This is a genomic window from Arachnia propionica (assembly GCF_900637725.1).
Lineage (GTDB): Bacteria > Actinomycetota > Actinomycetes > Propionibacteriales > Propionibacteriaceae > Arachnia > Arachnia propionica.
The window spans coordinates 3,220,412-3,235,894 of the sequence record NZ_LR134406.1; the positions used below are offsets into that span (position 1 = coordinate 3,220,412).

Sequence of the window (15,483 nt, forward strand, 5' to 3'; positions counted from 1 at the left end):
CACTTACACCGTTCGTCGGACAGTCCCGAAAGCCCGCGGCGGTAGGAAGCTGGGCGACGAGGCGCGAGTGCCTTTTACTCCGCTCGCTGGGACGGGGGAACGTAGAGGTTCTCGACCGGGATCTCCCGGCCCGTGGGGGTGTCGACGATCCGGATGCCCAGTTCGTCGCGCACGATCTGCAGGTCGGAGCCGACGGGCAGGTCCCAGATGCCGATGAGGGCGGGTTCGATGGTGCACAGGTCGTTGAAATCGACGATCTGCCAGTTGGAGGTGTCGTTGAGGTACTCGGATGTGTCGATGTGGCTCATGATCTGCCAGCCGTTGTCGGCGGGTGCCTTCGACTCGCCCCGCACCATCCAGCGCACCAGCCCCTTCTTCTCGATGACGTTGCGGGTGGCCAGGCAGGCCCCGGCTCCAGGAATGAACTCCATTGTCTCGGCCCTCTCGTGGTTTTGGATGACCTCAGCCTAGCAATGCACACCCCCTGCGCCGCTCGTTCGCGGAGCCACCCTCCGGATCCAGCCGGTTGGCGTTCCGTCTCGATCAGCGAGGGTGACCCCATACCGAGTTAGGCTGGCTCTCATCCGAGCAGGAAGGTTCGACATGGAACTCAACGGCGCGGCTTTTTCGTTCGAGACGCCAGACGCCTGGGAGATCATCCCGGCAGAGGGAATGGTGGCGGCAAGCGCACCTCCCGACTACCTGGGTTTCCGACCGACGATCGTGCTCCGCGAGTCCCGGATCGACAACCCCGCCCCCACCACCCTCGCATCCATCTCCCAAGCGAATCTTCGTGCCATCCCCCAAGAGGTGGCCGGCGCCTACGTCGTGAACGTGGAGGCGATTCCCGACGGCGACGCGGGCCCGGGGCCCCGGGAGAGACGACGGATCTGGGCCTTGGCCCCGGTGAAACCACCAACGGATGACCTACTGGGCGTGATTATGATCCAGGACCTCATGGTGGCGGGCAATTCCATCGCCGAACTGACCCTCACCCTTCCCGTGGTCACCTGGCGGCCCGACGGCTCTTTCGAACGGATCCTCGATTCGTTGCGTCCCTTGGAGCACGGAGTGTTGCCACAGCTGACCACCCAAGTCCCGGAGGCCGTGCTCGATCAGTGGGCCACCGCACGCGACGGCGTCCCTCGCGAGGATGTGACGGTGCAGGGCTACCTTTCCCCCGTTCTGCTGGGCAACACCTACGAATTGTCGCCCGGTGCGCTGACCGAGCTGAAATCCCTGTCCTCGGCGGGTTTCTTCGGAAGGCGGGCCAGGAACCAACTTCCCCGCGAGGAGCTACGGGGAGCAGGTTTCATCGACGACAACGGGTCCCCCACGGAACTGGGCGAGGTGGTCCTGGGCATGTTCAACCACGGGAAACACTGGGTCCTGGAGAACTCCGGGCCGGAGGAGGACAACCGTGGCATGGATGGCTGGAGCATGGAGGAAGCCACCTTGCTGCTCATCGGTCCGTCCCCCCAGGAACCGGTCGGCGGGAAAATCCGCCTCGCCCGTTGTGCCACCGACGACCTGGCACGCGTCCTCCTCATGTGGTCGGGTACCCAACCCGGTTGGCGGACATCCTTCAGCCTGCCAGGAATCAAGATCCAGAAGATGCTTGAGCATCTGGTGGGCCAGCCCTTGCCTCAACAGCTCGGTGGCGATGCGGCTGCATTCGCCGACGAGCCTTGGCAGCAGTTCAGCTTCATCGACGACTCCGCCAAGAACGGCGTCGTGTGGATCACGACCCCGCATCGAGGCTCAGCCCTGTGCTATCAGGAGTCACACCAGGACGAAGTGACCATCGCTTCCTTCGACGACCAACCGCTGTGGGCATATCTTTCCCTGACCGCAGCCACAATCAATTTCGGGGAGAAGAATGTTCTATGAAATAGATCCTGCGACGTGTTTCAGTATCTTCGATACCGTGGAAACCCACAAAGACACCGCAGCCAACTCACACACCTCGGTGTCAGGAGACATCGACAGCCTCGGGGCAACCTGCGCAACGGGACCGGCCGCCCCCATCCAGTCGGCCCTAAACAAAATCTACAATCGGGCATTGACCCCAGCCATGAGCACCGCGGAGCAACACACCAGCAATGCCGTGAGCTGCGGAAGGCAGGCTGTTCACCAATACCAGTTGGCTGATCAAGAGCAGGCTTCCAATGCTGCAAGCTGCGGTCACGAGGCCCAAGGAGGGTGCGAAACCACGATAAACAACGAACCTCTGATGGGGATAACCTCTGCCGCTCGAGCGGCCAACTCTCCCGCTGAGGTAAAGATCACGGACGGCAAGAAGACAGAAGGGAAATGACGGTGACTTCATCAACTCCCACATACTATTCCGGCCCCGGAGTCACACACGTCGACACTTCTTGCCTGGACAACTGGGCCGACCCGGACACCTTGGACACCTACGCAGGAAATCTGAAGACGCACGGCTCCGATTTCAAAACCGCCATCACCGATGCCAAGAACTCTTGGCAAGGGCTGACTGCTAGTTTCAAGGCACCCGGAGACACGAGCCTTTTCGCTGCGCTCGACACTCCAGCAACCAAAGCCGGGAACGTCTCATCCGTGGCCGCATCCATCAGCACCAGCATCACGACCTTCGCGTCCACAACAAGGACCCTGCAAACCGAGCGCACCAACCTCTTGGCAAAGGTCGCAACCTTTAACAATGCCGAATTTCAGTGCACTGCCGATGACGCAAAAAACGCAAGCGACTCATCCAGCTCTAAAAACAAAAGAGGAGAGGAAGGAGCAGCACTTCAGGTTGAAGTGTGGGCTTTGGCCAGAAAATACCAAAACGCAGTGGACACGTGCGCTGCGGATTTGGGAAATATAAATGAAGACGGCACCAAAAAGCATCCCCTGCAATCCGCATTCGACGGCTACACCCAAGGATTGTTCAGAAGTACGCTTGTTTCCTTTGCAACAAGCTACAGGGCGCCATTGCTGAGGGGCAAGCAACTCGTCGCCAAAATCAACGGAAAAACGATCAGAGGACCAAAATTCGAGATACCCGGGAAGGGCGCCAAGTTCGATCCAAATTCTTGGTTCTTCCACAAGAAATCCGTGAGCAATGGATTCACGGACATGCCAAGCACAGTGATCAAATCTGGCCCCAAGGGAAAGTGGGGAGTCGGTTTCGAACACACTACGGGCGGCACGACCGTAGGAGCAGTCGGCAAAGCTGCTGGACGCGCCGCATTCGTGGTAGGTGCCGCACTCACCTACAAGAGCGAATACGACACCGCCCAGCAAAAGCTCAAGGAAGAGAATCCCGGCCTCTCCGACAAGGAGAGAAGATCCAAAGCAGTCGAAACCGCTGCTGTCAGGGGCACCGGGCAACTGGCCGCCGCTGCCTTGACAGGCGCAGCCATAGGCTCGGCCTTGCCTGTTGGCGGAACCGCTGTCGGCCTTGCTGTGGGTGCTGCCGTCGGCGCAGCCATGATGATTCCAACCGGGGACGGCAAGAATGTCGGCGATCGGATCGGCGACGCATCGGAAGCAGTCTGGAGCGGGGCCAAGAAAGCAGGATCAGGCATCAAGAATGCCTTCAAGAAGATCTTCTGACTTCTTACCCCGAGCAAGAGACTCGCTCACAGCCTTCACTGGCTCTTCACAGAAGGGGTAGGTTGGTGGGCTATGTGTGTGGAAGGACGTCGTCTAGGGGCGGTGGGTCGATGAGAGGGGTCCTTGGGTTGGCAGGATGAAGGTGTCTGCGCCTCATCTGAAACCCAAGAGCTCTCGTGCGAAACGCTACCTCACCATGCCTTGATGCGTTCTGCCGGCTTAATCAGCTTGGGCTGAGCGTGACCTGCCAGCGGATCGAGTCCGATCACACTGTGCTGTGTTGCCGTTCCACCACACCGCCGTCGCCGTGTCCGGGTTGTGCCGGGCAGGGGTTTGTCATGACTCGGTCACACGTCGTTTGGTGCATGTGCCTTATGGCTGGAAACCAACAATCCTGGAAGTGGTGGTACCGCGTTACAAATGCCGGTCATGCCGCCGGGTGTGGCGTCATGACATCCGGACTGCGGCCACATCGCAGGGAAAACTGTCACGCGACGCGGTCATACAGGCGGTCAAATCAATCGTGGTCGACCGGATAATCGCCAGGGTCGCGACCAATCTTGGGGTGGCCTGGAACACCGCATGCGACGCAATCCTGGCTGCCGGTAATGAAGTTATTCATCGACAGTGCTGGCCGCCTCAATGGTGTCACCACACTCGGGGGATGGGCACGTGTGGTGACACACCCGAGCTGGCGACAAGATGCGTCACTGTCATCAGTCGGTCTGACTGTGACAAGAACCAAAACCGGTTCATCGAGGTTGTTGGCGGTGGTCGAGGGCAGATCAAAACAAGCGTTCAATACTTGGCTCGAAGCCCAAACCGAGGAGTTCCGGAAGAAGGTGGAGACTTGCCGCGATGGACGGCTTGGCCGGCTACAAAACCGCCGCGGTCGAAGCGATCGAGGCCGTGGTCACCGTGATGGACCTCTTCCACGACGGTGGCCCCGGCAGGAGGCAGCCACTAATGCGTCCAACAAAATACCCTGAGGCGTCGATGCCGCTCGGGTGACCCGCTCTACGGTATCCGACGCGTCGCCCGAACCAGGGCCGAGTTCCTGACCGAGAGACAACAGCACCGGCTCGCCAAGGTGTTCGCCGACCAACGCCATGCTGCTTTCAAGGTGACCTGGAACGTCTACCAAAAGGTGATCGACGCCTACCAAACCGAACTACCCACCAAGGAGAAGAAGATCATGACCCAGCTGATCACCAGCCTCCACAGCAGCATCCCGACTGGTCTACAAAAGCTACGTTCGCTGGGACAGACGATGACACGCCACCGCGACGACATCCTGGCATTCTCTTCGACCACCCCGGCACCAGCAACGGCCCCACCGAAGCGATCAACGGCTTCCTCGAACGCCTCAGAGGAACAGCCCGAGGATTCCGCAGCCTCACCAACTACATCACCAGATCCCTACTCGACACCAGCGGGTTCAGACCCCTCATCCACTCACTCCTGTGAAGAGCCCCTTCGCCCAAGGGGCAGACACGCCTCCCGCAAACGAGCAGCAATAAACCGGGTTCCCCCGACCTTCGTGATCAGGGGAACCCAGTTTCTCTTCAACACCATCCTCAGACAGAAGACGTGCTACGGATACGGTCTCCTTCTCAAGGAGTCCATTTCAAGAATCTGCTCAGCAGATGTTATCGACACTCCTCTGCGCATTTCCCACGGTGTTGACGGCGGTACCGTCGTTCAGGTTCAGAACCTTTCTCACCAAGACAATCATGTCGGCGACAGCGGTACCCGCTGAACCGAACCTTGATTCGATGGCGGCGTAGCTGTCCGACACCCCGGTGGCGGTGAAATCGTTCTGGAACGAGGCCACGTCGCTGTCGTGCCCCGTCAGAACCGCCATCAACTCGTTGCAGATGTTGTTGATGTTTCCCTGAACCTCTTCGGACACGCCCGTGTCATATGCAACCATGCCAGTAGGCATACAAAACTCCTGTTCTCAAGTAATTCTGCTTTGACCGCGATCAGGCAGCGCCGCCGTGGAAATTCGCCGTAGCGTAATCAGCGGAACCGGCAGTCGTCTGTGCATTGGTCACCATCTCATCGGTGCCAGCGTCGAACGACCGCTGAACACCGGCCTGCCCCTCGCTGATGGAGGCCATCGCATTGTCCAGATCATTCGCATACTGCACGGAGTTTGCATGGAACTCCTGGAACTTCACCGCAGCATCACCTTGGAACTTACCTTCCAAGGGGGCGATGGCGTCGGACAGCTGAAGAACCAGCGACCCGATATTGGCCTGCGACTCATTCGTCTGCTTGTTCAGCGTGGGCAACGCATCATCAGTCATACTGAACTGCACGAAAACACCTTCCTCTCAAAACGACAAACCAACAGTTGCAACGCGCTCCCCCTCCAGCACGAACACAACCACCCTAACCCCAAGCTGGGTCACGTCCCCGAGCACGAGAGATGACCGATGCGCCCAAACGATGCTCCAGCCCTTCCCGTCGTGGTGTGTCCACTAGCGGTACCCGTCGATGACGGCGGCCGCCACCTCGGCCCATGCCTCCCTCGTGCGGGGATGGACCCGCGCCAAGTTGATGCGGTCACCGTCGGCGACGGCAGGATCGTTCGGAACCACGAACACCTGTCTGCTGTGGGTGGCCAGGTGACCCCGCACCGTGTCCTTCTGCACCCGCGCCGAAACCCCGTCCTTGTCGGTGAGGACGACGAGCGCCTCCTGTGCCAAGCGCGCGTAGCCGTGCTGCGCGAGCCAGTCGAGGGTGCTGGCGGCCCGTTTCGCACCCGATACGGCGTACCCGGCCGCGATCACCACGTTGTCGGCCTTCGCGAGGATTCCGCTCATGGCGTTGTGGGTCACACCGGTGCCGCAGTCGGTGAGGATCACGGAGAAGAAGTGCCGCACCAGATCATGGATTCTTGTGTACCCCTCGGCCGTGAGACTGTCCGAAACCGCCGGGTCCTGCTCGCCGGCCAAAACGTGCAACCGGTCAATCTGCATGATGTAACCGGTCAGGTCCGTCCACGTCCGCACCTGCGGGATGTCTCGCACCAAGTCGGTGATGCTGCGCGGATGGATGCGCAGCAACTCCTCCTCCCCCAGCAGCCTCTCGGCCAGGTCCCCCGAATCCGGGTTCGCATCAATGGCGATGGGAGGCGCACCCCGCATCTGAGCGAGCGTCAACCCCACCCCGACGGTCGTCGAGGTCTTGCCGATACCGCCCTTGAACGACAGGAAAGCCGTGCTGTAGGGGCGGGTGAGTGGCCGGGAGATCCGGGCGTCCCGCTCCGCCACACGAAGCTGGGCCTGGCTGGGGCCGAAATTCACGCGCCCCGCCGTCAGCCGGTACATCGCCCCTCGGAAACCGCCCTGCGGCACCGCTTTGGGTGGCTGCACGAACAGCACTGCTGGGCCAGGCGCCGCCGGTTGGGCCTGAGGTCCGGGAAACACCTCCGCAGGCGGCTGTGCAGTCGTCTGCGGCGGGATGACCTGCGAAACCGGCTGAACCGGAGGAGGCCCCCAATCCGGAACCGGAACCACCGCAGGACCCTGAGGCGGGGGAGGCGCATTCACAGGCACCGGGACAACGTGGTTCTGCGTCGGCTCGGGCGCCCGCTGCCGCACCACGGTTGTCGAATCCAGAAATTCGGCGGCCGGGGTTTCCTGCCTCAGGGTGTTCTGAGCGGGCGGCTGCGGCGGCCTTGGCGCAGCGGTCCGTACTGTGTCATCCCCGTACACTTGGGGAGAAGGCGCGTGTCGTGGAGCCGGTTCTTCCCATATCCCGACTCCAAGGGGCGCCTGCTGATCCCAGCCGTTGCCGGGCACGGAAGGCCCCGGGGCGGCGGGAGGCACATCAGCACCGGGATGCGGTTGGGGCGTCGGTTGAGACCCAGTTTCAGGAGGAGTGGCGACGGCCTGACCATTGGCGTCCACGGTGAACCAGGCCACCTGATTGCCCTGGGTCTCGTCGATACCACGCGCCAGCACAGGTCTCCCCAGCTGCCGGGCAATGCCAGCCAAGTGCTGGAACACCGACGAGTAGACGTTGGTCGGCACCACCATGTCAACCGGCACCCCATTGACGGTTGCCTCACGCGACCCCCTGACCACCACATTCCAGTAGGGTGATTTCATGGGTCTCCTTCCTGTGAGAGCAGGGCCTCCGCAGGCCCCAAGGTGGTCCAAGTGACTAGGCTAACTCGTGCAAGGAGCAAGTCCAACCCTACAAAAGGACACCGCCGGCCCCGCCGCAGAAAGGGAGAAGCGATTGCCATACGCCTATGACGACCAGCTCATTGACGCCGTCGCGGTGCGTCGCAAGCGGCTTCTCGCCGGCTTCCTGTTCGGGATGAAACGCACACGCCGTATCTGGCGCGACCGTCTGAGCACCTTCGCCATCAGCCTGATCATGGCCGTTGTCATCTGCGCAGTGTGCGTGGGCGTCTCCTTCGTCACGTCGATCCTCCGGGCTGAGGCCCTGAAACAACAGCAGCAACAGCAGCGCTACGGAACCTTGAGCACCACGCCCACTCCCACCAAGACATCATGATCGCCGACCCGTTCCTCCGGATCAGCGTTCTGGGCACCACCCACAACGCCGATCTCGTCGTTCCCGCCGACCAGCCCGCCACGGCCCTGCTCCCCCAGTTGCTCGGCTTACTCGGTGAACCCCACGGCCCCCAGGGCACCTACACGCTGACCACCGCATTGGGCGAACCCATCGATCTGCACCGCCCAATGGGCGAGATTGGGCTCGTCGACGGCGCTGTCCTGCAATTGTCGCGGGAAACGGAAACACCCCCGGTACCCGTCGTCTCGGACCTCGTCGACGCAACCGCCGAACACAAAGCCACGGGTCTGTGGTCCGATGTTTCTCGCGGCTGGGTGTTGAGCGCATGTTCGGCCCTGATGACGGTCGTGGCGCTCGTTTTTCTGCTTCTGCCGCGGGGACCCGACACCTTGGATGTCGGCGTCACGGCGGCAGGTCTCTACGTGGTCAGTCTGCTGTGCAAAATCCTGCGCAAGGACTTGGCCTGGGCGTACTTCGCTGCAGCGGGTGTGACCGCAATCTGGTGGGCCTGGCTCCAACTCATGACAGGAACGTCCCCGCTGGTGATCCTGTTGATCCTGTTGGTTGCCCAATTCATCTCCCTGATGGTTCACACCCGACAGCATTTCGCCTACGCAATCGGCTTGGCTGTGCTCGCAATCAGTACCGGCGCGTGGTGGTTGATCCATTTTCTGGTAGCTGACCCGGTCAGGGCAGGCGCCATCACGGCGACACTCGCCCTCCTGCTGCTCGGCCTGACTCCACGACTCGCACTCAGCATCGCAGGAGTTTTCAAGGCCGACGACGCCGTCGGACACGGAACCAGCATGGCATTGAGCGAAGTCGTGGGTCACCTGGACCGCGCCCACCATGTTCTTTCCGTAGCCGTGACGCTACTCGCGGGGTTGTGGACCCTGGGGATTCTTCCAGTGGCCGGCGCCGCCATCGGCAACGTGTGGACGCTCGGAATGGTCTCGTCGCTGGTCGTGGCGTGGACACTCCGGGGACGCCACTTCCCCCTGGCCGCGGAACGGACGGCGATCTACACGGCCGCTCTCATCGCGGTGAGTACCGTCGCGTGGTCCCAACTGGCGACGGTCTGGGCCCCAGCGGGGGCCGCTGTACTGGCACTGTTTCTCGCCATCGTGCTGTTCCTACGCATATCGGACCTGGCCGCAGCCCAGCTGCGGAGGGCCGCGACCTGGATCGAGACCTTGGCAGTGATCGTCACCATTCCTGTTCTCGTCGGCATGTTCGACCTGTACACCCAGCTCTTGGGGAGTTTCCAGTGAGTGAACCAGCAGGACTTCCCGGCATCACACCGCCCGGGCAGCGCCCGGCGCAGGGAGCACCTCCACAGCAATGGGGTGATCAGGCCCCGCGACGTCTGCAGCCGGAGGCAACCGAACCGACCCACCTGCCTGTAATGGGGGTTCCTCGCCCCGGCAGATTGAGCTTCGATCCTGGACGGCAAACGCAGATCCCCGTCCTGTATCCCCAGCCCGTCCCTCAATCCCAGCCGACACCTCTCGACCGCGAGGCCCCGCTGGTCCCGGACCTGCGCAACCATCCTGACTACGCTCGTCTGTCAAAACGTCACGCCATGCCCGGATGGCTCCGATTCTTCTCCTGGTTCGCCCGCATCTTCCGCAGCGACGACGTTGCCTCCCGCGTGACCCGGGCCTCCGCAGGGGCCCAGCGCCCGGTCGCCACCGGACGGCGAGTGGTCGTGGTCGGCGCCAGCGGAGGAACGGGCACCACCAGCATCACGGTTGGGCTGGCCAGGACCTTGGCGGCGGCGCGCAATGCTCCGGTGGCCGTGCTGACGACGGAAAGCGGCAACGACCTGGCCTCCCGGCTGAACACCGACCCGATTCCCAGGGCAGCCTCGGATCGACCGGCCGCCAGCTTCGCCGAACAGATGTCGATCATGATGGAAAACGGCCGTCTCGCCGTCATCCGACCCCGCGAAAACGCAGCAGCCATGGCTCGGGGCCTCGCCCGGTTTTTTGCTGTAACGGTCGTCGACGCAGGACAACACCCACCCGTGCAACTCACCGCCGAGGCCCACTCGGTCGTGATCATCGCATCGGCGAGCGCCGCGGGAACCACCGCAGTTGCCAGGACCGCCACTGAGATGCGTGCCACAGGGGTGAATCCCGCGGCTATCCAGGCGGTGCTGGTGCCACGCACACCAGGGGATGACTCGGCTCGCCACGCGAAAAGGCTCCGCGACTCCAATATCCACGCCTTCGCCCTTCCCTACGATCGCCACATCGCGGGTGGAGCCGCTCTGCATCTACGCCTGATGGCCGAAAATACCCAGGTGGTCCTCGGGGAACTGGCCGCAGCGACCATGAACACACCCGACAGGTGACATGATGAGCATCCGGATTGTTCACCGACCGGCCAGAACCACCCCTGCCCTGCAATCGCTGCCGGAAGTTCCGCTGGAGTCCCCGCCCACCCTCGCAGACGGGAGCGACGGGGCAGGTTCTGCCGCACTGCGAATCCTGCCCCTGCTCGGAGCCGGCGCCGCTATGACCGTCATGATGCTGTTCCGGCGCTCCAATTTCGCGGTCATCGGCGCACTCATGATGATCGTCACAGTCATCGCCTCCGGCGTCATGATGTTCAGCCAACGGGGCAGGGCAGGCAAGGAACGCCGTGAAAGCCGTGATGTCTACATCGAGTATCTGGAGAAGGAACGCGACAAGTTGCGGGCTGATGAGACCAGACGACTCGCCGACGCCCATCGCATCCATCCCGCACCCGGGGAACTACTCAGTATCGCCAGATCGCCCGACCGGCTGTGGGAGCGTCGTCGCGGTGACGATGACTTCCTAAAGCTCCGGATTGGCATCGGCACCGTCCATTCCCGCGACATCAAGGTGAAATCCCCCCAAGGGTCGATCACCCGCAGCGACCCTTTCATGGACAACGAGGTGGAACTGATCAAGTCGCGTTTCAGCAACACCCCGAACATGCCGCTGCTGGTCAACCTCGATTCCATAGGCGCAATCAGCGTCGTCGGGAAGCGGGATTTCGTTCAACAGGTGGCGCGCCTGCTCACCATGCAGGCCGCAACCTTCCACTCCCCTGAGGACCTTCAACTCGCGCTTGTCGTTGACGACGAGCATCGCGAAGACTGGGACTGGTTCTCGTGGTTACCGCAGCTCGCCGCGCAGAACGTCCAAGGCCCGTTCGGACCGGGCAGAGTGATCGTGCCGAGCATCGCGCGGCTGCGCAATGTGTTAGGCCCTGAACTCGACTCCCGTTCCTCCAGCGCGGCCGAGGCCCGTCGCGCCATGCTCACAGGCAAGGAGATACAGCACGGCCGCATCCTCGTTCTGGTGGACCAGTACGGCCAGGCGGCCACAACTTTTACACCAACGGATCCGCAAATCAAACTGAGCCAGGTGAGCACCACGGTCGTTTACCTCCTGGACGATCGCAGGGCCGAACCCGGGTTCATCACAACGCGGATCAGCGCAGGAAGGGAACCAGGGAGTTTCGTGGTCGAAACCTACCCGAAACCTGATGCCGCCCCCAAAGTCGTCACCGGTTTCCTCGATGACCTGAACCGGGACTCGACGAATGCCCTGGCCCATTTCCTCAGCCCGCTGCGTCTGTCCCCTGACTCGCACGAACACGACGCCGCACGCAACGTCATGACCTTCGCCGAACTGCTGGGGGTGCCCGACTACAACAACATCGACTTCTCCCGGGCGTGGGCGCCGCGCGGCGAGACCGGATTCCTGCGGGTCGCCATCGGAACCGATGACATGGGCGAACCCGTGACCCTCGATCTCAAGGAGGCCGCCCAGTACGGCATGGGCCCGCACGGCCTGTGCGTCGGGGCGACGGGTTCCGGCAAGAGCGAGATGCTGCGCACCCTGGTGCTGGGGCTGCTGGTCAGCCACGATCCGGAGGATCTGGCGATGGTGCTCGTCGACTACAAGGGCGGCGCCACCTTCGCTCCCTTCGACGGCGCACCCCAGGTCTCGGGCATCATCACGAACCTGTCCGACGACGCCAGCCTCATCGAACGCGTCTACGCCAGCCTGTCCGGCGAGGTGCAGCGACGCCAACAGGTGTTGCGCGACGCCGGGAACATCGCGGACATCACCACCTACCGGGCGTTGCGCGCCGAACGTCCCGAGCTGGGTCTGGCCCCGTTCCCGCACCTGCTGGTCATCATCGACGAGTTCGGCGAGCTCCTGACCGCCCGGCCCGACTTCATCGAGTTGTTCCTGTCCATCGGCCGGATCGGACGCTCCATCGGAGTGCACCTGATGCTGTCGAGCCAGCGGATCGAAGGCGGCAAACTGCGCGGGCTCGACACCTACCTGTCCTACCGGATCGGTTTGCGAACCCTGTCGGAGAGCGAGTCCCGCACCATCCTGGAAACCACCGACGCCTTCCACCTGCCTCCGATCCCCGGCTACGGCTACCTGAAGGTGGACACCACCACCTACACCCGGTTCCGCGCAGGTTTCGTCTCCGGCCCACTGCCGGAGGACCCGGAGCTCGAACAAAAAGTTGAAGCCCCTCCCGTCGTGCTCCCGGTGCCCAGCTATCTCGTCACCCGCGCCGAGGCAGGTGACAGCATGCCCGCAGCAACGCGTGTGAGCACGAAAACGACAGGTCCAACGGTTCTCAGCACCGTCATGGATCAGCTCCGGCAGCAGAAACGCGCCACCCAACCGATCTGGCTGCCCCCGCTGCCCGAAGCCACCACGCTGGACACGGTCGCGGGCGAACCCCGACCGACGAGTTCCGGGCTGCGGATCCACTCCAGCGCCCCGCTGCGTTTCCCCATCGGAATCATCGACGACCCAGCCCGCCAATGGCAGGACACGTGGGAACTGGATCTTCTCACTTCCGGCGGCCACACCCAGGTCGCGGGAGGACCAGGCAGCGGAAAGACGACCCTGCTGCGCACCATCGCTGCATCGCTGGCGCTAACCCATCCACCATCGTTGGTCAGCGTCTACGTCTTGGACCTGCTCGGCTCATCGCTGCTGAACCTGCGCGACCTGATCAACGTGGGCGGAGTGGCCGTCCGCGCCGACCACGAGGTGGTGCGACGCACCTTGGAGGAGCTGCGGGGACTGTTGAATCAACGTGAGCTGATCTTCCAGCAGCTTCGGATTGACTCCTTGGCGACATTACGCAACATCACCGACGATCCCTCGCTCAATCTCGCGGAGGTCGTGCTGCTCATCGACGGCTACGGACAGCTCTCGGAGGAATTCGAGGAGCTTACCGACATCGTGTTCGACCTGCTACGCCGCGGCGCCGCGCACGGCATCCATGTCATAGCCACCACAACCCGCTGGAACGAGATCCGTCTGGCGCAGCAGAGTTTTTTCGGTACCAGAATCGAGTTCAGGCTGACTGACCCGACTGAGTCCGCGCACGGCAGACGCCTAGCGGAAACCCTACCCGCGGATCGTCCCGGCCGCGCTTTGGTCACCGACGGTCTGTTCACGCATGTCGCACTTCCCAGGATCGACGGGGTTGATTCCGCCGAGGACGTCTCCGACGGGTTGCAGCATCTCTCGGAAGCGGTTGCGGTCGGCGCAACCGAGCGGGCCGTGCCGGTCAGGCTGCTCCCGGCAAACCTCTCCCCCGACGGAGTCGAACTTCCCGAAGGCAGGGCGTTGGTGGCTCTAGGTCTGGACGAAACCGACCTCTCGACCACGGTGCTGGACATGAACGGACCCGACAGACACCTCATCATCTTTGGTGACTCCGGGACCGGACGCACCACGATGCTGAGGCGGGTGGTCACTGAACTGGTTCGCACTCACAGCTCCGACGAACTGGTTTTCGCGGTCTTCGATCCCCGGCGTTCCCTGACCGGCGTCGTTCCGGAGGGTTATCTAGGCGGAACTGCCACCAGTGCCGTCCTGGCACAGAAACTGGTGACCGCCATCGTGCCGGAACTCGAGGCCAGGGTGCCGCGCAGCGTGGACTCATCCGTCGAGGTGGCGCCCCCAACACCACACATCGTTATTCTCATCGACGACTACGACGCCCTGGGATCGGGTGCCGGACCGTTCAAGGCGTTGATGCCATTTGTCCCGATGGGCAACGAGGTCGGGTTGTCGGTCGTGCTGACCAGGCGGATGACCGGCGCGGGACGGGCCATGTACGACCCCCTGGTCAATACGATGCGCGACTCCGGAGCCGCCGGGTTCATGTTCTCCGGAGACCGCTCCGAGGGCATGCTGCTCGGCAACCAAAGGCCACGCGCCCTACCGATCGGCCGCGCCATGTTGTTGCATTCCGGACAGCCAGTGCGAACGGTACAGATCGTGAACCAACCCGACCAGGTGACGGAAACGGGCGAAAACTGATCAAAGCCATCCGCCGACAAGGGTGTGGGCCCCGCGCCAACGGGGCCCACACAACGTATGTACGCGCTATGCTTCAGCGCAACCAGTACGCGAGACTCCGCGCCCGGACCGGTGGGTGCTGGGAGCTACCCCAAGGCCACCTGGCATCCTCAGTATGCCCCCACAACCGTCCGTGTGCAACACCCCATACTTTTCCATGCTGGGGCGTCAGCCATGATTCATGGTAAGGATGTTGACCTTGCCCGCGCGAACATCATCGTACGTGTCCAGACCGAGCGCCCTTCGCAGACGCCCTGCCACTTTGGCCTTGGGAGTCTACTCTGTCCCAGGAGCATCTGGTGTATCCCCGGCCCAGGAGCGGCGTGCATAGGCAATGGATCCTGCGATGACATCCGCTACCTGCAGCAAATTGTTCGACTTCGAATCGAGGTCGTAGCACCCCAGAACCGCGCGCTGTCCCAATTTCTGATTGGCTTGGTCCCGGACCCGAGCCGCCACTGTCTCGCCATGTGGAGTTTGCACCAGGTCAAGAAACACATTGACCAATTCCCCCTTGTTGACATTCGCGACCACAAGCTTTGCTGACATGTTCGCCTGCACCTCCCAGGTCGCACGTCGACCTATGAATGATCGACGCGAATCGTATACAGACCCCCCTACGCGCACATCTGAATCGGCGACGAGCTCCACCATGTCGTAAAAGAACCTGAGGGACTCTCGCTTTATTCCACTAAATTTCATTTCCTCGAAAAATTTGTGCCGCTGTCGCAGGTGTCGAATCTCACGATCCAGTGCAGCACTTTCACGCGCTTTCAGAAACCCCACGACGAAAAATCCACCGCTGGAGTTCTTTGCTCCGCTTTCGTCAACGAAGATCGTGGACACTGGAACATCGTCGGGGAGGCGGAACCAATCCTTCTCAACCTCCCCGAAAAGAGGAGATTGCGATTCCCAGTTCATCAGTCCTCCTCAAACGCAGGGGTAAAGTGACCCAGCAACC

12 protein-coding genes and 1 pseudogene are annotated in these 15,483 nt (G+C 62.2%); 8 read left to right on the plus strand and 5 right to left on the minus strand.

What is annotated here, in order from left to right:
• Positions 1-74: 74 nt before the first annotated feature.
• Positions 75-431, minus strand: a complete 357-nt coding sequence (locus EL272_RS14390) for a DUF2185 domain-containing protein (RefSeq protein ID WP_014847925.1) — start codon at positions 429-431, stop codon at positions 75-77.
• 172 nt (positions 432-603) lie between these two features.
• Between EL272_RS14390 and EL272_RS14395 the strand changes: the two genes are divergently transcribed.
• From EL272_RS14395 to EL272_RS14410, 4 genes and pseudogenes are all read left to right on the plus strand, one after another.
• Complete coding sequence (locus tag EL272_RS14395) at positions 604-1,890, plus strand: hypothetical protein (protein ID WP_061787520.1); 1,287 nt, start codon at positions 604-606, stop codon at positions 1,888-1,890.
• Positions 1,880-2,317 carry a DUF6507 family protein gene (locus EL272_RS15555; RefSeq protein WP_174525739.1) on the plus strand — a complete coding sequence of 146 codons (438 nt, stop codon included), beginning with the start codon at positions 1,880-1,882 and terminating at the stop codon, positions 2,315-2,317. Before EL272_RS14395 ends, EL272_RS15555 begins: the two co-directional genes overlap by 11 nt.
• A gap of 2 nt (positions 2,318-2,319) precedes the next feature.
• On the plus strand, positions 2,320-3,582 hold the full coding sequence (locus tag EL272_RS14405; RefSeq protein ID WP_126409503.1) for a hypothetical protein: 1,263 nt from the start codon (positions 2,320-2,322) through the stop codon (positions 3,580-3,582).
• Positions 3,583-3,758: 176 nt separating this feature from the next.
• Positions 3,759-5,049, plus strand: a pseudogene (locus EL272_RS14410) (ISL3 family transposase).
• 172 nt (positions 5,050-5,221) lie between these two features.
• On the opposite strand, the gene EL272_RS14415 reads toward EL272_RS14410, so the two are convergent.
• From EL272_RS14415 to EL272_RS14425, 3 genes are all read right to left on the minus strand, one after another.
• Positions 5,222-5,527, minus strand: coding sequence for a hypothetical protein (locus EL272_RS14415; RefSeq protein WP_073970022.1), 306 nt, complete (start codon positions 5,525-5,527; stop codon positions 5,222-5,224).
• A gap of 40 nt (positions 5,528-5,567) precedes the next feature.
• Positions 5,568-5,906, minus strand: a complete 339-nt coding sequence (locus tag EL272_RS14420; RefSeq protein WP_061787516.1) for a WXG100 family type VII secretion target — start codon at positions 5,904-5,906, stop codon at positions 5,568-5,570.
• Between the two features lie 162 nt (positions 5,907-6,068).
• Positions 6,069-6,965 carry a MinD/ParA family ATP-binding protein gene (locus tag EL272_RS14425; protein WP_197720272.1) on the minus strand — a complete coding sequence of 299 codons (897 nt, stop codon included), beginning with the start codon at positions 6,963-6,965 and terminating at the stop codon, positions 6,069-6,071.
• A gap of 871 nt (positions 6,966-7,836) precedes the next feature.
• On the opposite strand from EL272_RS14425, the gene EL272_RS14430 reads away from it, so the two are divergent.
• The 4 genes from EL272_RS14430 (at position 7,837) to eccCa (ending at position 14,483) form a co-directional block, all read left to right on the plus strand.
• Positions 7,837-8,118, plus strand: a complete 282-nt coding sequence (locus EL272_RS14430) for a hypothetical protein (RefSeq protein ID WP_061787514.1) — start codon at positions 7,837-7,839, stop codon at positions 8,116-8,118.
• Positions 8,115-9,410, plus strand: a complete 1,296-nt coding sequence (locus EL272_RS14435) for an EsaB/YukD family protein (RefSeq protein WP_061787513.1) — start codon at positions 8,115-8,117, stop codon at positions 9,408-9,410. The genes EL272_RS14430 and EL272_RS14435 overlap by 4 nt, the downstream gene beginning before the upstream one ends.
• A gap of 311 nt (positions 9,411-9,721) precedes the next feature.
• The gene (locus EL272_RS14440) at positions 9,722-10,495 is read left to right on the plus strand and encodes a CpaE/TadZ family protein (protein ID WP_061787512.1); all 774 of its coding nucleotides are present in this window, start codon (positions 9,722-9,724) and stop codon (positions 10,493-10,495) included.
• 4 nt (positions 10,496-10,499) lie between these two features.
• On the plus strand, positions 10,500-14,483 hold the full coding sequence (eccCa, locus tag EL272_RS14445; protein WP_061787713.1) for a type VII secretion protein EccCa: 3,984 nt from the start codon (positions 10,500-10,502) through the stop codon (positions 14,481-14,483).
• Positions 14,484-14,798: 315 nt separating this feature from the next.
• On the opposite strand, the gene EL272_RS14450 is transcribed toward eccCa, so the two are convergent.
• A complete protein-coding gene (locus EL272_RS14450; protein WP_197720273.1) occupies positions 14,799-15,443 on the minus strand; it encodes a DUF3800 domain-containing protein in 645 nt (214 codons plus the stop codon).
• Positions 15,444-15,483 lie beyond the last annotated feature (40 nt).